This window comes from Streptomyces sp. NPDC048185 (assembly GCF_043202495.1).
In the GTDB taxonomy this organism is placed as follows: Bacteria; Actinomycetota; Actinomycetes; order Streptomycetales; family Streptomycetaceae; genus Streptomyces.
The window spans coordinates 272,787-293,669 of the sequence record NZ_JBIDAN010000002.1; the positions used below are offsets into that span (position 1 = coordinate 272,787).

At 69.0% G+C, this 20,883-nt stretch carries 20 protein-coding genes and 1 pseudogene; 7 read left to right on the forward strand and 14 right to left on the reverse strand.

Annotated elements, in window-relative coordinates; genetic code table 11:
• Positions 1-44: 44 nt before the first annotated feature.
• The 3 genes from ACGF3H_RS07200 to ACGF3H_RS07210 form a co-directional block, all read right to left on the reverse strand.
• Entirely contained in the window at positions 45-881 is an 837-nt protein-coding gene (locus tag ACGF3H_RS07200; protein WP_362492785.1) for a carbohydrate ABC transporter permease, read from the reverse strand.
• The gene (locus tag ACGF3H_RS07205; protein WP_393590232.1) at positions 878-1,825 is read right to left on the reverse strand and encodes a carbohydrate ABC transporter permease; all 948 of its coding nucleotides are present in this window, start codon (positions 1,823-1,825) and stop codon (positions 878-880) included. Before ACGF3H_RS07205 ends, ACGF3H_RS07200 begins: the two co-directional genes overlap by 4 nt.
• A gap of 85 nt (positions 1,826-1,910) precedes the next feature.
• The gene (locus ACGF3H_RS07210; protein ID WP_362492781.1) at positions 1,911-3,182 is read right to left on the reverse strand and encodes an extracellular solute-binding protein; all 1,272 of its coding nucleotides are present in this window, start codon (positions 3,180-3,182) and stop codon (positions 1,911-1,913) included.
• A 265-nt stretch (positions 3,183-3,447) separates the two neighbouring features.
• Here ACGF3H_RS07210 and ACGF3H_RS07215 point away from each other — a divergent pair, with 265 nt between their 5' ends.
• Positions 3,448-4,260 (forward strand): GntR family transcriptional regulator, encoded by an 813-nt coding sequence (locus tag ACGF3H_RS07215; protein ID WP_362492911.1) that lies wholly within the window; start codon positions 3,448-3,450, stop codon positions 4,258-4,260.
• 54 nt (positions 4,261-4,314) lie between these two features.
• Here ACGF3H_RS07215 and ACGF3H_RS07220 read toward each other — a convergent pair.
• From ACGF3H_RS07220 to ACGF3H_RS07245, 6 genes and pseudogenes are all read right to left on the reverse strand, one after another.
• Positions 4,315-4,560 (reverse strand): annotated as a pseudogene (locus ACGF3H_RS07220) (LysR family transcriptional regulator); the annotation flags it as partial.
• 109 nt (positions 4,561-4,669) lie between these two features.
• Positions 4,670-5,899 carry an MFS transporter gene (locus ACGF3H_RS07225; RefSeq protein WP_362492778.1) on the reverse strand — a complete coding sequence of 410 codons (1,230 nt, stop codon included), beginning with the start codon at positions 5,897-5,899 and terminating at the stop codon, positions 4,670-4,672.
• Between the two features lie 15 nt (positions 5,900-5,914).
• Positions 5,915-6,862 carry a glycosyltransferase family A protein gene (locus tag ACGF3H_RS07230; protein WP_362492776.1) on the reverse strand — a complete coding sequence of 316 codons (948 nt, stop codon included), beginning with the start codon at positions 6,860-6,862 and terminating at the stop codon, positions 5,915-5,917.
• Positions 6,863-6,897: 35 nt separating this feature from the next.
• Complete coding sequence (locus ACGF3H_RS07235) at positions 6,898-8,043, reverse strand: Gfo/Idh/MocA family oxidoreductase (RefSeq protein WP_362492774.1); 1,146 nt, start codon at positions 8,041-8,043, stop codon at positions 6,898-6,900.
• Positions 8,044-8,135: 92 nt separating this feature from the next.
• Positions 8,136-8,639, reverse strand: coding sequence for a peptidase inhibitor family I36 protein (locus ACGF3H_RS07240; protein ID WP_362492771.1), 504 nt, complete (start codon positions 8,637-8,639; stop codon positions 8,136-8,138).
• 268 nt (positions 8,640-8,907) lie between these two features.
• Positions 8,908-9,804 carry an AfsR/SARP family transcriptional regulator gene (locus ACGF3H_RS07245; protein ID WP_362492769.1) on the reverse strand — a complete coding sequence of 299 codons (897 nt, stop codon included), beginning with the start codon at positions 9,802-9,804 and terminating at the stop codon, positions 8,908-8,910.
• Between the two features lie 181 nt (positions 9,805-9,985).
• Here ACGF3H_RS07245 and ACGF3H_RS07250 point away from each other — a divergent pair, with 181 nt between their 5' ends.
• Entirely contained in the window at positions 9,986-11,272 is a 1,287-nt protein-coding gene (locus ACGF3H_RS07250) for a glycosyltransferase (RefSeq protein WP_362492766.1), read from the forward strand.
• A 117-nt stretch (positions 11,273-11,389) separates the two neighbouring features.
• On the opposite strand, the gene ACGF3H_RS07255 is transcribed toward ACGF3H_RS07250, so the two are convergent.
• Complete coding sequence (locus ACGF3H_RS07255) at positions 11,390-12,163, reverse strand: SDR family oxidoreductase (protein WP_362492763.1); 774 nt, start codon at positions 12,161-12,163, stop codon at positions 11,390-11,392.
• 21 nt (positions 12,164-12,184) lie between these two features.
• Positions 12,185-12,949, reverse strand: a complete 765-nt coding sequence (locus tag ACGF3H_RS07260; protein ID WP_362492760.1) for an SDR family oxidoreductase — start codon at positions 12,947-12,949, stop codon at positions 12,185-12,187.
• A gap of 612 nt (positions 12,950-13,561) precedes the next feature.
• Between ACGF3H_RS07260 and ACGF3H_RS07265 the strand changes: the two genes are divergently transcribed.
• The 5 genes from ACGF3H_RS07265 to ACGF3H_RS07285 are packed head-to-tail and all read left to right on the forward strand — an operon-like array spanning position 13,562 to position 17,863.
• Entirely contained in the window at positions 13,562-14,863 is a 1,302-nt protein-coding gene (locus tag ACGF3H_RS07265) for a beta-ketoacyl-[acyl-carrier-protein] synthase family protein (protein ID WP_362492908.1), read from the forward strand.
• The gene (locus tag ACGF3H_RS07270) at positions 14,860-16,113 is read left to right on the forward strand and encodes a ketosynthase chain-length factor (RefSeq protein ID WP_362492757.1); all 1,254 of its coding nucleotides are present in this window, start codon (positions 14,860-14,862) and stop codon (positions 16,111-16,113) included. Before ACGF3H_RS07265 ends, ACGF3H_RS07270 begins: the two co-directional genes overlap by 4 nt.
• Complete coding sequence (locus ACGF3H_RS07275) at positions 16,106-16,363, forward strand: acyl carrier protein (RefSeq protein ID WP_362492754.1); 258 nt, start codon at positions 16,106-16,108, stop codon at positions 16,361-16,363. Before ACGF3H_RS07270 ends, ACGF3H_RS07275 begins: the two co-directional genes overlap by 8 nt.
• Positions 16,364-16,400: 37 nt before the next feature.
• The gene (locus tag ACGF3H_RS07280) at positions 16,401-17,339 is read left to right on the forward strand and encodes an aromatase/cyclase (protein WP_362492751.1); all 939 of its coding nucleotides are present in this window, start codon (positions 16,401-16,403) and stop codon (positions 17,337-17,339) included.
• A gap of 11 nt (positions 17,340-17,350) precedes the next feature.
• Entirely contained in the window at positions 17,351-17,863 is a 513-nt protein-coding gene (locus ACGF3H_RS07285) for a flavin reductase family protein (RefSeq protein WP_362492748.1), read from the forward strand.
• Here the strand turns inward: ACGF3H_RS07285 and ACGF3H_RS07290 are convergent.
• The 3 genes from ACGF3H_RS07290 to ACGF3H_RS07300 all read right to left on the reverse strand — a co-directional run bounded on the left by ACGF3H_RS07290 (position 17,854) and on the right by ACGF3H_RS07300 (position 20,691).
• Positions 17,854-18,771, reverse strand: a complete 918-nt coding sequence (locus ACGF3H_RS07290; RefSeq protein ID WP_362492745.1) for an MBL fold metallo-hydrolase — start codon at positions 18,769-18,771, stop codon at positions 17,854-17,856. The two genes, ACGF3H_RS07285 and ACGF3H_RS07290, sit on opposite strands and share 10 nt — an antisense overlap.
• Before the next feature lie 175 nt (positions 18,772-18,946).
• Positions 18,947-20,248, reverse strand: coding sequence for a multidrug effflux MFS transporter (locus ACGF3H_RS07295; protein WP_362492742.1), 1,302 nt, complete (start codon positions 20,246-20,248; stop codon positions 18,947-18,949).
• Entirely contained in the window at positions 20,245-20,691 is a 447-nt protein-coding gene (locus tag ACGF3H_RS07300) for a MarR family transcriptional regulator (RefSeq protein ID WP_362492739.1), read from the reverse strand. The genes ACGF3H_RS07295 and ACGF3H_RS07300 overlap by 4 nt, the downstream gene beginning before the upstream one ends.
• Positions 20,692-20,883: the final 192 nt, after the last annotated feature.

The window sequence follows — 20,883 nt, forward strand, 5'->3', positions numbered from 1 at the left end:
GCGGACCTCCGGTACGGGCCGTGGGGAGCGGGGGACGGGCGTGCTCAGCCCTTGACGGCGCCGGCGGCGAACCCCGATGCCACGTGTCGTTGCAGCAGCAGGAAGATCACCAGGGCGGGCAGCGCGAAGAGCGTGGAGGCGGCCATCGTGGCGCCCCAGTCGGTGCCGAACGTGTTGTGGAACGAGGACAGCCACACCGGCAGCGTCCGGTGGTCCTGTTGCTTGATGATCAGGAAGTTGGCGTAGGCGAACTCGTTCCACGCCGTGATGTAGCCGAACAGCGACGTCGCCATCAGGCCGGGCGCGAGCAGCGGGAAGGCCACGTGCCGGAACGCACCGAGCCGGGTGCATCCGTCGACCTGCGCCGACTCCTCCAGCTCCGCCGGGATCGTGGCGATGAAGCCGCGCAGCACGACGACGGTGAACGGCAGCGTCATCATGAAGTAGACGAGGGTGAGGGTCGGCAGCCGGTCGAGCATCCCGGTGTCACGGGAGATGATGTACACGGGGATGATCAGGGACTCCCACGGTGCCATCTGCGCGACGAACACCATGAGCATGAACTGCCTGCGTCCGCGCCAGCGCATCCTGGCCACCGCGAACGACGCGCCGAGCGCGACGATCAGCGCGAGCACGACCGCGCCGAGCGTCACGAGGACGCTGTTGCGCCAGAACAGGCCGAACCCGTCCGCCTCGACGGCCCGTTCGAAGTGGTCGAGGGTCCAGCTCCGGGGCAGCGGCCGGGGACTGTCGGACTGGATGTCGCGCGACGGTGTGAAGGCGGTGGTGACCATCCAGTAGACCGGGAACAGGCAGACGACGACCGTCACGGTGGCGGCGAGGTTCAGCGGCAGGCGGCGCAGGGCGCGAGGGGGCGTCACAGCTCGTTCTCCTGCCGGAACATCTGACGGAACCAGGCGACGAGCACCCCGGACATGAGCAGCACGGTCAGCATCGAGGCCGCCGAGCCGAGGTCGTAGCGCTGCTGGGCGAGAGCGGTCTGCACCGCGTACACGGGCAGGATCGTCGTGGAGTCACCCGGGCCGCCGCGGGTCATCACCCAGATCTGCACGAAGGCCTTGAACGTCCAGATGACTTCGAGGGAGAGCACGAGCATGAAGATCGGTCGCACGATCGGGAGGGTGATCGAGCGGAAGACCCGCCATCCGGACGCGCCGTCGATGCGTGCGGCCTCGTGGAGTTCGGCCGGCACGGTGGTGAGCGCCGAATAGAGGGTGATCGCCGCGAACGGGACCGACTGCCAGACCACGAGGGCGACCAGGATGGCGAACGCCGCTCCGCCGTGCGCCAGCCACGGATAGCCGTCGAAGCCGTCGAAGCCGAGGCCGGTGAGGGTGTGGTTGACGATCCCGAACTCGGAGTGGAAGAGCCACTGGAAGACGGTGGTGGCCGCGACCACCGGCATGGCCCAGGTCAGTACGAGCGCGCTGAGCACGGCCGTGCGGCCGAACCGGCCGAGCCGCTCCACCATCAGTGCGACCGACGTCGACAGCACCATGATCAGAGTGACGTTGACGGCCATGAAGAGGAAGGTGCGCCGCACCACGGACCAGAAGCGCGGGTCGGACAGGAGCGTCGTGTAGTTGTCGAGGCCGGTGAAGCGCGCGTCGCCGAGGATCAGCTGGCGCAGCCCGAAGTCCTGGAAGGAGATCAGGACGGCCCGTGCGAGCGGATAGACGAGCAGGTACAGCATGCCGAGCACCGCCGGCGCCACCAGCAGGTACGGCCAGACGCCGGACATGGTGGCGCGGCGGGCGGCGCCCCGGGTACGCCGGGGCGGGCGGGCCGGCGGCCGGGACACCATCGGGTCGCGGACGATCGTCACGGCGCACTCCTCTCGGTGGGCGCAGGTGGGCGCAGGGGGGGGGCGGAGGTGGGCGATGGCGGGGTCAGGAGCCGGACTTCATGGCATCGGTGATGGCGTCGGAGGCCTCGGCGGCCTCGCGCTCCGGGTCGCCGCCGGTGAGGACGGCGGTCAGGTAGTCCTTGATGGGATTCCTGGCCTCGACCGCCGCCCAGCCCGGGGTGTTCGGGGTGGCGTGGCCGACGGCCGCGCCGACCGCCATCGCGGAGGCGCCGGGGTCGGCGGCGACCGCGCCGGCGAGCGTGGTCTTGTTCGGCACGTAGCTCATCGCGACGGCGAGCTTCTTCTGCCACGTGTCGCCGGTCAGCTCCTTGACGAAGGTGAACGCGGCGTCGTGGTGCTGCGACGCCACCGGGATCACGAGGTCGGATCCGCCGGTGAAGACGGCGCCCGGGGTGCCGGCCGTCTTCCCCGGGATCGGGAAGAAGCCGAGCTCGTCCTTCAGCTCCGGATTGATCTGGGCGACGACGTTGGCCCCTCCGGGTGTGCTGATGATCTGCGCCGTCTGCCCCTTGGCCATCACCTCGGCCTGCGGCGGCTGCGCCTCGTCGGAGTCCTTCGGCCCGTTGCCCAGGGCCTGGAGCTCCTTGTAGAAGGCCATGGCGCGCAGGGCCTCCGGTGTGTCGAGGGCGCCCTTCCACGTGCCGTCCGATTCGGTGGCGAGATCGCCGCCCTCGTCCCAGACGAAGCCCGCGTAGGCGTACCAGTTCTGCCCGGGCAGGTAGATACCCTGCTGGGAGCCCTTGTCGAGCTTCTTCGTGGCGGCGATCCACTGGTCGCGGGTCTTGATCCGCGTGGCGTCGACGCCGGCGTTCGCGAAGAGGTCCTTGCGGTAGACGACCACGCGGTTGGCCGCGTAGTACGGGATGCCGTACTGCTTGCCCTCCCAGGCGCCCGGCTCGGCGAGGCCCTCGATCCAGGCGTCGCCGCCGAGCTCGCCGACCTTGTCGCTCAGGTCGAGCAGGCCGCCGCTCTGGGCGAACCGGGCGACCTGCGTGTTGCCGGTCTCGATGACATCGGGGGCGTCGTTGCCGGCCAGCGCGGCGGTGACCTTCTCACCGATGCCTTCCCACTCCTGGATCTGGATCCGTACGTCGATGTCCCGGTGCGCGGCCTCGAAGTTCTTCTCGAAGTCCTTCTGGAAGGCCTCCGAGACGCTGTCGCGCATCAGCCACACGTCGATCGCGGTCCGGCCCCCGCCCGTGGATCCCCCGTCGCCGGAGCCGGACGAACTGCAGGCGCTGAGCCCGGCGACCGCGACGAGCGCGGACACGCCGGTGAGCAAACGGAGCTTCACGGTTCACCTCTGGGAGCCGGACCTGACCAGCACCTAACTGGTCAGGTGACCTCTGGTGAGGGAGAAAGCTGGCATAGACCAATGACCCCGTCAACCCCCTTAGCAATGCAGGGCAGTTACCGGATTTGTTGTCGATCTCCGCGTCTTCGTGGTCAACTGGTCAGGCAACTGGTCGTACGGCATGAGGGGGCGGGCGGTGACCACGGACGCGAGCGACGCGAACGGAACGGCAGGGGCTACGGTCGGCCGGCGCTCGTCGGGGGCGGTGCTGAAGCGGGAGCGGGTCCGCGATCATCTCCTGCAGCTCGTCGAGTCCCAGCGCCCCGGCGACCCGATCCCCTCCGAGCGAACCCTCTGTGCGGACCTGGGCGTGTCACGCCCCACTCTGCGCGCGGCCGTCGACGAACTCGTCGCGGCGGGCGTTCTGGTCCGCGAACACGGACGCGGCATGTTCGTCGCACCCGAGAAGATCACCCAGGAGCTGGTCTCGCCCGAGCAGGGGCTCGAGGTGCCCCGCGCGCAGGGCGCCTGGTCCAGTCGGCTCCTGGAGTTCACGACCATCCAGGCGGGCGCGCGCGTCGGCCGCAAGCTGCGCCTCTCCCCCGCCGCCCGGATCGTCTACGTGGCCCGGCTGCGACTCGTCGACGGCGCCCCGATGGCCATCGAGCACCTTCACATCCGCGCCGATCTGGTGCCCGGACTCTCCGCGCAGGAGCTGGAGAGCGGCGATCTGTACGAGCACCTGCGCGAGCACCACGACGTTCACGTCCGCGAAGCGACCCAGACCATCGAGCCGACCGTGGTGACCCGGGCGGAGGCCGAGGTGCTGGACGTGCCCGAACTCTCCCCCGCCCTCCTGGTCGAGCGGCTGACCTCGGACACGGCCGGCCGGCCGGTCGAGTACGTCCACTCGCTGTACCGCGGCGACCGCTACCGCATCGTCTCGCGCCTCACCCTCGGCCCTGCCGCGACCGCGCCGGAGCCGCTGCCCGGCCACCACCCCGGCATCCCCCCGGGCGACTTCGCCCACCGCGACACCGTCGCCTCCTCCACCCGCGGCGACGTGCAGGCCCGCTGACGCCCGGTCGACGAGCGGCGACACCGGCCCGGCACGGGCCGTCGCGGTGGGCGGTCACCCGGTGGATCCGTCGTTCGGAAGCTCCTCGGTCATGCGTCTGCCGACGCGGGCGGCCGTCTCCCGGAGCCAGATGTGGGCCGCGTCGTGGGTGTGCACGGGGTGCCACCACATCGCCTCCCGCAACGGCACGGCCTCGTACGGCGGCTCGACCACACGCACGCCGGCGAGCGGCGCCAGGAGCCGGGCCAGGCGGGCCTGGACGAGGGTGATGCGGCGGGTGCCGGCCACCAGCAGCGGGATAAAGTCAGAACACCGGATCACCGCCCGCCGAAGACCCTTCCTGGTGGACGGGGCTCGGGCCGGCCGGCGGCGTGGTCCTCGCCGTCGGCGGGACCACCCTGATCACCATTCACGGAGCGGCACGCTGTCCCCGGTTCGCAGGCCGCCGATTCGGTTCCGGCTCCGGGGAGGACGACCATTGGGCGATGACTCTGGAAGCAGCGGCGACCGCGAGCATGAGTGTCACGAGCAGGCCCAGTGCCAGGCGCAGCCCCAGCGCGTGTGCCAGTAGCCCGATGACCGGTGGGCCGCTGAGCAGACCCGCGTAACCGAGGGTTGCGACAGAAGCCACCGCTTTGCCCGTGCCGTCCGGGAAGGTGTCTCCCACTGCCTTGAACATCTGCGGCATCAGACACGAGAGCCCCGCTCCGAACATCGCGAACCCGGTGAGTGCCACCGGGCCCAGCCCGCTGAACAGTCCCGCTGCCAGCCCTCCGCTCGCAACGAGGGCCGAGCAGGTGACCAGTCGCATGGCGCCGACGGACATCGCCACTCGGTCGGCGACGAGTCGGCCGGTCGCCATGGCGACGGAGAAGGCCATGTAGCCCGTGGGTGCGGAGGCCGCCGACAGACCGACGTCTTCTCTCAGGTAGACGCCGCTCCAGTCGGCGATCGCCCCCTCGGCGAGCAGGCAGGCGAAGCAGCAGGCGCCGAGGAGCAGCAAACGGCTGTCGGACGTCCTCGTGCCCGGCTCGTGGTCGACCGGTGCGGGCCGTGCGGTGGCGGCGAGGTGCGGACCGCGGCCGCACAGCCAGGCGCCGACCGCCGACACACCGGCCAGGACAGGAAGGGACACGGCGGGGTCGACGCCCAGGTGGGCCATCAGGCTTCCCGCCGCGGCTCCGATGAGGGCGCCGATGCTGTATACGGCGTGGAAGGAGGTGATGATCTGGCGTTCGTAGGCACGGTCCACTGCCACGGCCTGCGCGTTCATCGACACGTTGTACGCGCCGCCCGCCAGGCCGAAAATCAGCAGGCTGACCATGAGAAGGGCCAGATTCGGTGCCAGTCCGGGACCGATGAGTCCAAGGGCGACGGCGACGGATGCCACCGTGCTGACACGGTCGGCGCCGATCCGGTCGATATACCGTCCGACGGTTGCGAGCCCTGCCACGGTGCCGGCAGCGGCGACCAGCAGGGCGGCTCCCAGAAGGCCGTCGCCAAGGTCCAGTCTCTCCTTGACGTCTGGGATGCGGGCGACCCAGGAGGAGACGGCGACGCCATTGACGAAGAAGTAGCCGGCGACGGAGCGGCGCGCTGATCTCAGCCGGCCGGACGGCGACAACGAGTGCTGTGTCATGAGGTGGTCGGCCGTTCAGCGAACGCCGAGGTAGTCGATCATGCCCAGGATCTCCTGAGCCAGGGACTCCTGTCCTTCCTTCTCCATGGTGAGGGCCAGCCGCCGGAAGAAGGCATCCTTGAGACCGTTCACCTCATCGGGCTCGATGGTTCGCCGTTCCAGGGATATGGAGATCGCTTCGAAGAACCCGTCGGTGTCGACCTCGGCCTTGCGCCGGTAGTAGTCGGCGCCGATGCGGTCGCGGTCGGACGACCCCCTCGAGTCCTGCGGTACGCGGTACTGGCACGGAACAGACGGCAGGTAGGCGACGGACGTGCCCGCCGCGGACATGCGGAACCAGGCGTGCGCGTCCTCGGATGCGCGTACGTGCGGGAAGGGACTGATGACGGCCAGCTCCGTGCGGACCGCGACCGTCGACGTCAGCGTGGTGTAACCGGTGTCCACGCCCATGCGGATCCATACGCGGGGGCCCTCGACCGGATCTTCCCGGTGCGAGTCGAGGATTTCCTGAAGCGAGGGCGTGAGACGACTGTGCGCAACCGTACTGCCGTCCTCGTCGATGACGGAGAAGGTCGAGTACACGAAGTCCACTTCGGGACGTTCGACGAAGGTCTGCCTGGTTGCTTCCAGCCGCCGCGGATGGGCGAGATCGTCCGCGTCCTGGAACAGGACGAAGGGCGATCCGTGCTCATGGGCCCATCGCACGCCCACGTTGCGGCAGCAACCCTGGCCGTGGTTGGCGTCCTGCTCGATGAGGAAGACCCGCTCGGGGTCCCTGTCCTGCAGCTTTCGCAGCCGCTCGCGGTCTCGTGGATCCGGGGACGCGTCGTCGATGACGACCACCTGCCAGTCCGCATCCGTCTGTGCGTACAGGCTCTGCATGGTCTGGTCGAGATAGACGCCCGCCTTGGCGGAGTCCGCATAGTGCGGCATGACGAACGTCGCAGGGGCTGGAGAAGCCATCTTCCCTCCGTCTCTGGTCCTGACTGAGCTGGGCACTACCGTTGTTGGGCCCATGGCATCGGCTCCAGCTGATCGAACTTGGAGGTGATCTCCGTGGAGCCGTCGGTGGGCGGGTCGGCGATGGCCGAGACGATTTCCAGGACGTGCAGAGCATGCCGGGCCGACAGTGCCGGGGTGCCACCCTTGCGCACTGCTTCGCCAACGTCGGCTATTCCGCGTGCGAAATCCATGTCATGGGTGTCCTGGTACCGGAAACGGTAGTCGGCGGGCCGTGCGGGAGGAACGACTTCCGGGTTCGTCAGATAGTGATGCGCCGATTCGACACCGGTCACCCGCCTGCGCAGGTGCACATCGGCACCGTAGTCCCAGCATTCCGATGTGGACAGCACTCCCTCGTCACCGACGATCTGGAGCGAGTGATTCTCCGGGGCCACGGTGCTGCACGTCAGACGAGCCACCACCCCGGAGTGGAACGTGATGCATGCCGAGGTGAAGTCGGGCGCGAAAGCGTGGGGCTGCGGATCGCCCAGTTTCTCGGGCTGCAGCAGCCGGGAGAAGCTCACCACCTCCGCGGCCGGCCCGAAGAACGCGGTGAGCCATGTCAGGTAGTACCCCGCGTGCTCCAGCGTGGGGCCGACCCGGAACTCGTCGAGGTACGGCCAGGCGGCTCCCGAGGCGCTGATCCAGGTGCGGTAGGGCATCTGGTGGACCGCTCCGTCGTCGAGTTCCGCGTAGACGAGGCGAGGCCGGCCGATGGCGTCGTACCGGAGCGCCTGCCACATGGTCTGGGCCGTCTCGCCCAGCAGCGAACAGGGCGCCGAGGAGAGGACGAGTCCTCGCCGCTCGGCCGACTCCACCAGTTCCCGGGCCCGCGTCAGATTCTCGGCGAAGGGCTTCTCCGAGTAGACGTGTTTGCCCGCCTCCAGAGCTCTGCGGGAAACCTCGTAATGGCTGCGCGGATTGGTGAGATTCACGACAATCTCCACGGATTCGTCACGCAGCAGTTCCTCGTACGAGGCGTACACCGGCACGCCGTGATGCTTCGAGAAGATGGTGGTCCGGTCGTCGTTCAGGTCATGGACACCTCGGAGCCGAAGCTCCGGATAGTTCGGAAGGGTTGCCATGTAGAAGTCGGCCACATAGCCGCATCCCACGAATGCGATACCGGTGGACTGAGTCAACGCTGTTTCCTTGGTCGAGGATGTGGCGGGCTCCCTGCGAGAGCGCCGGACGTGTCGGTCCCGTTCGGGGCTGCGTGAGCCTTGGCTGCCGGTCAGTTCGTCCGGCCGGGCACCCAGGCGCTCAGCGGGACGAAGGCGCCGAGGTCAGCCACGCTTGCTCCCGCGTCGACGCGGTACGGGGATCCCAGGCAGTAGTCGTTCGGGAAAAGAACCGCACTGGCGGAATGTGTGTTGGCTGCGGATTCGACCCGGCCGGCCCAGCCGTGGTCGACGAGGCTGATACAGGTCCCGCTGCTGTTCAGCGAGGAAAGGGACAGGCGTTCACCGTCGAAGTTCTGTCCGGAGTACAGGCACAATGCACCGGACGAGCAGTTGGCCGCCTGGGCGGCGTGGGCCGTCGTGGGGGTCAGGACGGCCAGAGCCAGCGCGGCCGTCGACACCGCGTTCGCGGCCGGTCTCCGCCATCGAGAGGGTCGTGTGGACAGGCGGAGGGCGGCGGACATCGCGTTCATCTCTTGTGCCCCTTCGTTTGCCGGACGGTCGCTGTTTGTCGTTGCTGCCGATGAGGACCTGGGCTCCTCGGCCGCGACGGCCATGGAGCCGATGGGTTCGAGAGCCTGGGGAGTCGGATGCCGTGGACGGCGATGCGGTCCAGCGGCAAGGGTCATCCGGCCGCGACGGCGGGGAAGGATGACGCTCGGCGGTCGTCAGCGTCGAGAGGCGCAGGCCACGGTGGAATGCGTCCTGCCACCGCATGCGGCGCCGGGTCGAGCAGGCTGACGGCGCCGCTCGCGACGGGACGGGTCCGTTCATGACCTGCCGGATGCGTACGACGGCGGGCCGCTGGACGAACGCCCCCATGGGTCACGCCGGGTGGCGCAGGAGTTCGCCTCGCCGGCGCTCGGTCCGGGCCCTCGGCAGTCTGTCGGTGAGTATCGCCTCGTGAAGCTCCCGCAGTTCCGCTGACGGCTCGAGACCGATCTGGTCCACCATCACGGCGCGCAGGTCCTGGTACACCTCGAGGGCACGGGTGCGGTACCCCGAGTTGGCGAGGGCGCGGATGTAACTGGAGTTGAGACCCTCGTGGAGTGGGTAGCGCGTCACCAGCGTGGACAGTTCCCCCAACACCTTCCGGTCCCTGCCGAGCACCATTTCGGCCTCGATCTTTTCCTCGATCAGCGACAGTCGTGCTTGTTCCAGACCGTGTATCTCGGCCTGTATGTACTGTCCAGCCTGCACGTCCATCAGCGCCTGTCCATGCCACAGTGACAACGCACTCTCCGCTGTCCTGACCGCCCCCTGGTAGTCGTCCAGGTCCACTTCCATGTGCGCCCGCCGTTCGAGAGCTCGGAATTCCTCCACGTCGAGGTCCACCTGGGAGGCCACGAATACGTATCCCCCCGATCGGTGCACCAGGTATTCCTTTGCTACCGTCCTGGCGGACACCCCCATCGTTTCCGCCAGGAATTTGCGCAAGTGCAGGATGTAGGTCTGCAGGGTTGTCATCGCAGTCTTGGGTGGGTTCTCTGTCCAGAGTTCGTCGATGATCAAGCCGGTCGACGTCACGTGGGGAAGATTGAGGAGGAGCAGCGCCAGCATCTGTTTCTCCCTGTTGGACGTCGGCGCCGACTCCCGCTTGCCCGTGCCCACCGTCAGTGGCCCGAGAAGCCGAGCGAACAAGCTGCCCACCTGCCTTGGTGAAGAGCCACGCCGACGGACGCCGAGGTGGCTGCGGTCCCTGACATCAAGCACGCTAGACATCGGACGTCAAATCTCTGCACACTCCACCGCGGAAGAACGTAAGATCTTTGCGAGAAATGTAATGGCACCCGTATCGAGTCACGTTACTCAGAACTCGCGGAACCCGCATGAGTGATCAGGAGTCTGGTGTAGCCTGACCGCGTTCCCGACACGAGCACTGGTACGGGGGTTGGATCAAACAATGCGCGTCACGTTGACAACACTTGGATCCCGCGGAGATACGCAACCTTTCGTGACCCTGGGGAACGAGTTGAAATCTCGCGGCCATACGGTCCGTATCGCAGCACCGTCCGTTTACGCCGACGTCGTGCACGAAGCCGGACTGGAATTGATACCGCTGCCCGGAGATCCCGGAGAATACCTACCGGGAAGGGCGTGGAAGTCCCTGAGCGAGGAGCGGCTGGCTGCCCGGGTCGGGCGCACGGCCTCCGCGGTCCGCCTGTCCCGTGCGCTCAGCGTGCTCCCTCAGCACACTCTGCAGGACCGTCACGAGCTCCTCCGGCTGCTGCAGTCCGCCTGCGAGGGGGCCGACCTCGTCGTCAACTCCGTACTGACCCGTCCGTACCACCTGCTCGTCGAGGACCCCGCCCCCTGGGCCGCTGTGTGCCTGATCCCTCAGTCGAGTACGAAGGTCTTTCCTGCCTTCGGCGCACCCTCGCTTCCGCTCGGCCCCCGGTACAACCGGCTCACCCACCTGGCACGCCGACAGTGGGAATGGCACTGTGCGCGTGGGCCCGTGAACGAGATCCGGCGCAACAGGGGGCTCCGACCGCTGGGCCCGCGCTCGCCGCTGAGGGCGATGGGCGAGAAGAACCCGATCCTCTACCCCTTCAGCCCCAGCCTCGTCCCGCCGCCCGCCGATTGGCCGGCCAACTGCCACATGACCGGCTTCTGGCACTGGGACCGCATGACCTGGAAGCCGTCGGCCGACCTTCGCGCCTTCGTCGAGGACGGGTCACCGCCGGTGGTCTTCACCATGGGGAGCCTGTGGCCGCTGCACCGACGGTACGGTGTGCTGCGGATGGCATGGGAAGCGGTGCGGAAGGCCGGCCGACGCATGATCTTCGTTGGTTCCACTCACGGAGAGGAGTTGCCTCCCGACGTCTTCCACGTCGATGAGGTGGACCACCGCTGGCTCTTTCCCCGGGCATCGTGCGTGATCCACCATGCCGGTATCGGGACCGTATCGCAGGCCTTGCGCGCCGGTATCCCGCAGATGTCCGTGCCGGCTCTTGTCGACCAGCCCTACTTCGCACAGCGGCTCACGGAGCTGGGCGTGGCACCGTCCCCGGTCCCGCTGGCCGGGCTCTCCGCCTCGAAGTTCGCGGCGTCGATCGATGAGTGCTTCGACAACCCCGAGCTGGCGCGTCGGGCGGTGCAGGTGGCCCGCGGTGTGAGCGGGGAGCCCGGCGTGGTCCAGGCGGCGGAGGTTCTGGAGACCTGGGCCGGCGCGGGCTGCAACGGCTGACCGAACGAGAACGTCGTCGATCACGCGCGGCGGGCCCCGGTGACGTGGTGCCCACGGGGCCCGCCGGGTACGCCGGGTACGCCGGGTACGCCGGGTACGCCGGGTACGCCGCTCAGACTACGCACCGCCGTCGACGTGCACGTTCTCCCCGCAGATGTTGCCGTTGGCCGCAGAAACCAGGTAGGCGATGCAGCTCGCCACATCCTGAGGTGTGCTGAAGCGTCCCGACGCGATGCGCGACTGCAGAACCTTCAGTCTCTCCTTGGTCAGGACCCTCTCCAGCTGTTCGTTGAGGATTCCTCCCGGCGTCACCACGTTGGTCAGCACACCACCCCGGCCGAACTCCACGCCGAGACTCCTGGCGACGCCATGCAGAGCCGCCTTGGTCGCGCCGGCCGCGGCCTCGAACGGCACGTCGCCCGCCCACCCGCGCTCGCACCCCAGTGAGGACACGAGTACCACCCGTCCCCAGCCCGCAGCCGCCATCAGGGGGACGACGCGCTGCAGCGTGAAGAGCGTCGACTCCAGGTCGGTGCGAACGCGCCGCCGAATGTCGTCCCTCGGCAGGGACGCGAAAGGGGTCGTGGCCAACGGCGCCGGCGAGGACATGGCGTTGGCCACCAGAATGTCCACGGCCCCCCACGCCGCTACGACGGCGTCGACACACTCGTCGATCACCTGTGGGGAGTGCAGGTCGTAGGCCACCGCCATGGCCTGACCGCCTGCCCGTTCGATGTCGTCCACCAGATCCTTCGCCGCCGCCTCATTGGTGCGGTAGGCAACGGCCACCCGGGCGCCCTCGGCGGCCAGCGTCCGGCAGGTGTGCGAACCGACGCCGATGCCCGAACCGCCGGTGACGAGAGCCACCTTGTTCTTGATCCCGAGATCCATGCTCCACCTCTCAACTGTCGGTCAGCGGACCACTGCGCCACCGCTCACGTGCACGTCCTGACCGTTCATGACTTGGTTGGCGACCGAGCCGAGGACGACCACCATGGTGGCCACGTCCGCCGCATCGACGAGACGGCCCCGCGGAGAGAGGGCGACGAACTCGTCTCGATACTCCGGGAACCAAGGCTTGGTGACGTTGTTCTCGGTGCGTGTCAGACCGAGTACGACCACGTTGCACAGGATGTCGGCGTCACCGGCCGAGAAGGCCAGGGACCGGTTGAATCCGTGCAGCGCTGCCTTGGCCGCGCCGTAGAACTCGAATCCCTTCTTGCCCTGGGCGACCAGGCTGCTGGACACCTGGACGATGCGACCCCATCCGGTCTCGCGCATCTGCCGGAGGGCGCAGGACGAGAACTCCACGGCAGTCTCGATGTTCAGACGCAGCACCTCGCGCCAGGGCACGGCGTCGAGTTCACCGATGTCGAGTGCCGGGGCCGCAGGCTGGAACAGCGCGTTGTTCACCAGCACCTGGATCGGTCCGCCCCAGCGGTTCACCGCTCGCACGACATCGTCGGCACCGCCGTCCTCGCCCATGCGGTGGGGTACGGCCAGGACACGGCCCTCCCCTTCCCGCTCGAGGTCCTCGGCGATGCGCCGGTCGGTGTGATAGGTGAACGCGACCCTGGCTCCCTCGGCGGCGAAAGCCCTGACCAGTTCCCGTCCGATCCCTCCGCTGCCGCCGGTGACCAGGACCGTCCGGTCCCGCAGTCCCAGATCCACGGTCACGCCCCGTCCACCACGGCCGGGCGCCGGCAGTGCCCGGCCGCGTCCCCGCTCACCACCCGCTCGCGGTCCTCCCCGCCGAGCCCGCCGAGCAGGTGCCGTGCCGCGCTCCCGTGTCGGCCCGGGTAAGTACTGCTGTCATGGACACCTCCGTGCGGTGGGGAGCCCATCCCGTACATGACGGCCTCGGCAGGCCAGAGGGACTGCCGATGTACGCCCACTTCCCCGGCCGGGACGAATAGGGGCGCCTCCGCGTCCAGGGCTTTGGAGAACTGCTCTTCCGACATGGCTGACCACATCCTTCTCAGGCTGGTACGTCGAGTGGCATCGGAGACAGGGGCACCGCACCGGCCCGTCCGGCCGGCGGGAGGTGCCACCCACGGTGACCGGTCCTGGACACGCGCGAATCCCATGGAGAACCACCGCGTTCGATGACCGGATCGGGCTGGACCCGGTGCATGCCGGACGCGCGTTCCCTTCTCACGGTGCTGACCGCCGTCACGGTGGCGGCCGGCACTCGCGGAACGGTCGAGGGCTGCAAGAGCAGAGCACATGTCCAGGTGCCACGGAAACCTTGAGTCGACTTTGAGGATTGCTTGAGCGGCCGGGCGAACCATCGAGGAACAGCATCGACAGGTCAGGAGGCCGGCTGTGACACGAGTGGTGGTTACCGGACTCGGCGTTCGTGCCCCCGGCGGGTCGGGGGTGAAGGAATTCTGGAGCCTGCTCAGTGAGGGACGCACGGCGACTCGGGGAATCACCTTTTTCGATCCCTCCCCGTTCCGGTCGCGCGTCGCGGGCGAGGTGGATTTCGACGCGGCCGCCGAAGGGCTGACCCCGCAGGAGCGCAGGAGAATGGACCGGGCCACCCAGTTCGCGGTGGTGTGCGCGCGGGAAGCTCTGGCCGACAGTGGTCTGTCGCTCGACGCTCCCGTGCCCGAGCGTCGCGGTGTCGTGCTGGGCAGCGCCGTCGCCGCGGCGACCAGCCTGGAGAACGAGTACCTGGTGCTGTCGGACTCCGGCCGTGACTGGCTGGTGGATCCGGCGCACCTGTCCCCTTACATGGGCGACTACCTGTCCCCGGGAGTCATGCCCGCAGAGGTGGCTTGGTCGGCCGGCGCCGAAGGGCCCGTCGTCATGGTCTCGGACGGCTGCACCTCCGGGCTGGACGCCGTCGGCTACGGAGTGCGACTCATCCAAGAGGGCAGCGCCGACGTGGTCGTCGCGGGAGCCACGGACACTCCGATCACGCCCATCGTCGTCGCGTGCTTCGACGCCATCAAAGCGACGACCCCGCGCAACGACGATCCCGCCCGGGCCTCACGCCCCTTCGACGCGACCCGGAACGGCTTCGTTCTGGCCGAGGGCGCCGCGATGTTCGTCCTGGAGAGTTACGCCTCCGCCAGGGCCCGGGGGGCCCACATCTATGCCGAGATCGGCGGCTACGCCACGCGCTGCAACGCCTACCACATGACAGGGCTGAAGAAGGACGGCCGCGAGATGGCGGAGGCCATCCGGGTGGCGCTCGACCAGACACGCCTGAACGCCACCGACATCGACTACGTCAATGCCCACGGCTCGGGGACCAAGCAGAACGACCGGCACGAGACCGCGGCCTTCAAGACCAGTCTGGGACCGCACGCGTACGACGTGCCCGTCAGTTCCATCAAGTCGATGATCGGACACTCCCTCGGCGCGATCGGATCCCTGGAGATCGCCGCCTCGCTGCTGGCCATCGAGAACAACACCGTCCCGCCGACGGCGAACCTGCACACGGCAGACCCGGAGTGCGACCTCGACTACGTGCCGCTCACCGCCCGGGAACAGCCGACGAACGCGGTGCTGACAGTCGGCAGCGGGTTCGGGGGATTCCAGAGTGCGATGGTCCTGCACCGTCCGGAGGTGACACAGGCATGAGCACCGTACGCACCGTCGTCACCGGTATCGGTGTCGTCGCTCCCAACGGGGTCGGCACCCAGGCCTATTGGCAGGGCCTGTTGGCCGGCAGAAGCGGCATATCCGCGTTGACCCGCTTCGACGCCTCGCGCTACCGGGCCCGCCTGGCCGGGCAGATCGACGACCACCTGGCTACCGGCCACCTTCCCTCCCGGCTGATGCCGCAGACCGACGTCTCCACTCGTTACGCGCTCACAGCGGCCGAGGAAGCCCTGAAGGACGCTCGGGTGGGCCCCGAGTGCGGGCTGGCCGACTACGACATGGGGGTGGTCACCTCCACCGCCCAGGGCGGCTTCGACTTCACCCACCGCGAGTTCCGGAAGCTGTGGAGCCGTGGGCCGGAGTTCGTGAGCGTCTACGAGTCGTTCGCGTGGTTCTACGCCGTCAACACCGGCCAGATCTCCATCAGGCACGCCGCCCGCGGGCCCTCGGCGGCGCTGGTCGCCGAGCAGGCAGGAGGTCTCGACGCGATAGGGCACGCGCGCCGGACAGTGGCCTCCGGTACCCCACTGGTCCTGTGCGGCGGGGTCGACTCGGCGCTGGACCCGTGGGGCTGGGTGTCCCAGCTCGCCGACCAGCGCGTGAGCACCGCCGCCGACCCCGAACGCGCCTACCTGCCGTTCGACGCCGAAGCGCGAGGTCATGTGCCCGGCGAGGGCGGCGCCATGCTGATCGTCGAGGACGCGATCTCCGCAGCGCGTCGCGGGGCCCCCCAGGTGTACGGGGAGATAGCGGGCTACGCAGCCACGTTCGACCCCGCCCCGGGAAGCGGTCGTCCGCCGGCCCTGGGGAGGGCGGCCCGGCTGGCCCTCGATCAGGCGGGCCTCGAACCTGCCGACATCGACGTGGTCTTCGCCGACGGAGCAGCACGGCCCGAAGCCGACCGTGCCGAGGCGACGGCGATCCGCGAGCTTTTCGGCCCCCGGGGTGTTCCCGTCACCGTGCCCAAGGCCCTGCTGGGCCGGATGTGCGCGGGAGGCGGCCCGGCCGACCTGGTCGCGGCCCTTCTGGCCCTGCGCGATGGCGTGGTCCCGGCGACCAGGCACACCGTGCGGGTGCCCGCGCCCTACGAGATCGACCTGGTGGTCGGTGAACCGCGCGACATCCACCCCCGCTCGGCTCTCGTGCTGGCCCGTGGCCGGCACGGCTTCAACGCCGCGGTCGTCCTGACCGCCGGCGACAGCCACGACGAAGGAGCTCTTCATGACTGAACTCACCCTCGACACATTGCGCCGAATCCTGGTCGTGTGCGCCGGCGAGAGCGACACGAACGGCCTAGGGGACGACACCCTGGACGAGAGCTTCCAGGACCTCGGCTACGACTCACTGGCCCTGATGGAGGCGGCTGCCGTGATCGAGCGCGAGTACGGGGTCGCCCTGTCCGACGAGGAGGTGGCGACGGTTCCCACGCCCCGCGCGCTCCTCGAACTGGTCAACCGGACCGTCCGGAACGCCGCCTGAGACCAGAACCAGTCCGTCGAAGGAGGAGGGCACCAGCATGACAGGCAACACGCTGCATCGCACCGAGCATTCCCTGACCATCGCGGCGCCGGCCGACGAGCTGTACTCCGTGGTCGCGGACGTCACTCGATGGCCCGCTGTCTTCGAACCGACCGTGGCCGTACGCCACCTGGAGCGGGTGGGGCGCACCGAGCGCTTCCAGCTCTGGGCGGAGGTCAACGGCCAGGTGGCCACCTGGCGTTCCACCCGCGTCCTGGACGCTGACCGCGGGATCATCGTCTTCCACCAGGAACACAGCGCTCCGCCTTTCGACCGCATGTCGGGAGCCTGGCTGTTCCGCGCGTCCGCCGACGGCGGCACGGAAGTGGTGCTGCGGCACCGGTTCAGCGTGGCCGACTCCGAAGCCTTGGAAGACGCGGAGCGGGCCCTGGACGCCAACAGCACGCGGGAACTGAACGCCCTGGCGGGGGTCGTCGCCTCGGGTCACCCGGTGAACGACGTGACCTTTTCGTTCACCGACACCGTGGTCCTCGACCGCCCGGTGGCGGACGCCTACGCGTTCATCGAGCGGGCCGAGCGGTGGGAGCGCGTCCTTCCGCATGTCACCCGTGTCGTGCTCGACGAACCGGTGCGTCACGTTCAGCACCTGGAGATGGACACCACGGTCGACGGCTCCCGTCACACCACTCGGTCGGTCCGCATCTGCCGGGCGCCGGGATGGATCGCCTACAAGCAGCGGGTCACTCCCCCTCTGCTGGCCGGCCACAGCGGGGAGTGGATCTTCGAACCGCACCCCCGGGGGACACTGGCCGTGGCGCACCACACGGTGACGCTCCGCCCGGAGGCGATTCCCGGTCTACTGGGTCCTGGGGCCTCGGTGGCCGACGCCAGGGCCCATGTGCGGGAGGCACTGGGCCGTAACAGCCGCGCTACGCTGAGCCATGCTGCCGCTGTCACGACGCAGGCCAAGGCCTGAGGCGACGGCCCATGGCAACCGATCCGGGCACCTTCCGCGCGTTCTTCGGCTCTGTGCCGACCGCTGTGGCGGTGGTGACGGCCGCAGTACCCGACAGTGGTCCGCAGGGGTTCACGTGCAACTCCTTCACCGCCGTCTCGGCCGATCCGCCGCTCCTCCTGGTGTGCGCGGATCACCGCTCCCGCACGCTGCCCACAGTGCTGTCGGCCGAAGCGTTTGTCGTCCATCTGCTCGCCGAGAGCGGTGCGGACCTGGGCCGGCGCTTCGCGGGCAGCGCTGCCGACAAGTTCGCCGGTCTGTGCTGGCGGCCGTCCTCGGTGGTCGGTGACGCTCCGGTCATCGAGGACGACGCCATCCTGGCCTGGGCGGAGTGCGCCCTGGCCGACGTGGTGCCTATGGGCGACCACAGTGCCTTGGTGGGGCGGTTGGAGACCGCCGTGGTGCGCCCACGTCGCCCTGTGCTCTACCAGCGGGGGGTGTTCAGCCCTTGGCGCATCGCCTGCGATGCGGTGGCTCAGGCGTGACAGGCCGGCAGTCTCCCGTGGAACGCGACCATGTCGGCGAAGAGCGCGTTCATGTCCAGCGGGCTCCCGGGTTCGGCACCCAGCGCCTCGGCGCAGGCGCGGTGCAGGTTGGGCACGATGCGCTCCGAGTCCAGCCAGTCACCGAACCGGCCGAGGTCGGCCGAGGCAGCGAGGGCGAGGGGGTGCGTCCCGTCCGCAGTGCCCTCGGCGGCGAGCGACCGCAGGAACCGGAGGTACTCGGCGGTGTCGTCCAGTACCTCCGGGCCGCTGACCGGGCCGTGGCCGGGAACGATCACTCTGGGCTCCAGGGCGCGCAGTGCGTCGAGTGCGGCGAGGCACCCGGACACCGACCCCATCGGTACGAAGGGCGTCACCCCAGCCATGACGATGTCCCCGGTGAACAGCACCCGGCTGTCCGGGAGCCACACGACCACGTCGCCGCCTGTGTGGGCCGGCCCCAGGTGGAGCAGCTCGACGCGCTGGTCGCCGACATGAAGACCGATGCGGTCCGCGAACACGATCCGTGGCGGGACCAGTCGCACGTCGCCCCAGACGACGTCGGGCCACAGACCGGTGAGGTGCAGCTGGGCCGCAAGCATCTCGTCGCGGGCCCGTTCGTGGCCGATGACAGCGGCTTCCGGGAAGACGAAGTTGCCGAAGGTGTGGTCGCCGTGGGAATGAGTGTTGACGATGAGGGTGGGTGCTGTCCGTGTCACGGACATGACCGTGTCCCGCAGCCGCCGTGCACGGTCCTCGGTCGCCGCAGTGTCGACGAGCAGTGCCTGCCCGTCGGCGACGACCAGCCCGGCGTTGTTCACGCACCACCCTCCGTCGGGCTGGAGATACGCGAAGACGCCGTCTGCGACCTGCTCGAGCCGGACCGCACGCAGGCTTCCTTCCTGCCCCATGTCGACCTCCTCAGACGAGTCCTGCACCTCACGCATCTTCGGCTGAGCGGCTGGAGGAGTGGTAGAGACTTGGACGGTGACGTCCCGCGGCGGCGTGGCCCGGCCCGTTCGGAGGCGGTCGTCGAAGTCGCGGCTCCGCGCACGGCACAGCGGAAGTAGCGGGCCTTGTCCGCCGTCAGGCGCTCATGCGGTTGCGCGACCCGGTCCTGCCGGTCTTCCTGGGAAGGCCCGTGCCGTGCGGGTCCGGATCCCGAGGCACGAGGAAGGCGGCCAGGGCGGCCGGAACCAGGAACGCCGCCATCAGCCCGGCCATGGGCAGGGCACTGCCGTCACCGAAGAACCCCACCAGGGGGGAGGCGACCGCACCGAAGGTGAACTGCACGCTGCCCAGCAATGCGGAGGTGGCGCCGGGTGCATCCCGGCCCCGGCTCTGCGTGATCGTCGTGACGGCCGGGAAGAAGACGCCGAATGCCGTGATCGTCACGAAGAGACAGATCGATGTCGAGGCGAGGCCGCCTCGCCCAGTGGCCTCGGCGACGAAGAGGAGGGCGGCGGGGGCGAGGGTGAGCAGCATGGAGACGCGCAGCAGTCCCTCCGGGCTGTGGCGTCTCGCGAGCCGGCCGTAGGAGATGCTGGCGGCCATGTTGCCCAGCGCGTTCGCACCGAAGACGAGGCTCGTGATGCCGGCGGGCAGGTGGTAGACCCCCTGGAAGACGAAACTCGTGCTGCCGATGTACACGAAGACCGCCGCTCCGCCGAAACCCAGGCTCAGCACCGGCGTGAGCACCGACCGGCGGGCACAGACACGCCTCATGGACCGCACTGTCCCGCTCATGCCCCCGGACACGCGGGCGGTCGGAGCGAGGGATTCCGGCACCCAGAGCACCAGGCACAGCGTCAGGGCCAGTCCGAAGAAGGCCAGCAGGCCGAAGAGCCATCGCCAGGACCCGAAGGAGAGCACGGCCCCACCGAGCAGGGGGGCCGCGATGGGCGCCAGCGCGGTCACCGCGGACAGCGTCGCGAACGCCCCTGCGATGCGGTCGTCGTCGAAGAGGTCGGCCACGACCGCCCGGGCCACAACGATGCCGGCCGCCCCGGCCAGCCCCTGCCCCAGGCGGGCGGCGTTGAGTACCTCCAGGGTCGGCGCAAGGCCGCACAGAAGCGAGAAGCCCGTGAAGGCGGCGGATCCACCGATCAGCACTGGCCGCCGTCCGAAGGAGTCACTGAGGGGACCGCACAACAACTGTCCGACGATGATGCCGATCAGGAATCCGGTCAGCGAGATCTGGGCCCCGGCCGTGTCGGTGTGCAGGGATCGCGCCATCTGTGGCAGTCCGGGGACGTACATGTCGGTGGCCATGGGGCTGACGGCGCTGACCCCGGCCAGGGTGAGCATCAACCGCCGGCCGCCCGGTGGCCGGGAGATGCGGTGGCCGGGGCGCGGGATCCCGGGTGTGTCCCGGCTCCTTCTGATCATGATTCGGCCGCATGTCCTTCCTCGTCGGAGTCACCTTGCGGGGCTGTGGGCGCGGGGGCGGTCTCGGCCAGTCGCACCATCAGACCGGCGGCGAGTTCCAGCACGCCGCGCTCGGTCGAGGACAGGGTCGCGAGGGCCGACGAGAGCCAGCGGTTCCCCTCTTGCACGTGTCCGTCGAGTGCCTGGACACCGAGGTCCGTGATGGCGATGTCCTGACTCCGGCGATCCCTGCGGCTGGTCGACCGGATGATGCGGCCGCGTTCCTCCAGCTCGTTCAGAACCCGGGTCAGGGACTGCGGCTGCAGCCCTTCGATGGCGGCCAGGGCGGTGAGGGTCAGTGGACCGTCGTGGCGCAGGTTCGCCAGCACCGTGGCGGCCAGGCGGGTCAGTGTCTGGCCTCTCCCCGGGTGTTGTGCCCGCAGACGCGAGGACAGACGCGACACACCGAGCCGTAGCGTCTCTGCCGTACGAAGGTCTTCATCAGCTTCCACATTTACCAAGTTAGCACTTAGCATCAGTCCGCCGACTGTTCTTGATAGTGCGCAACAGGCCACTTAATAGTAAGCAGCGACTTGTTATCCGGGAACGGGAAGGACAGGGTGGGGGCACCGGCTCCGCCCGGGTGATCACCGTTC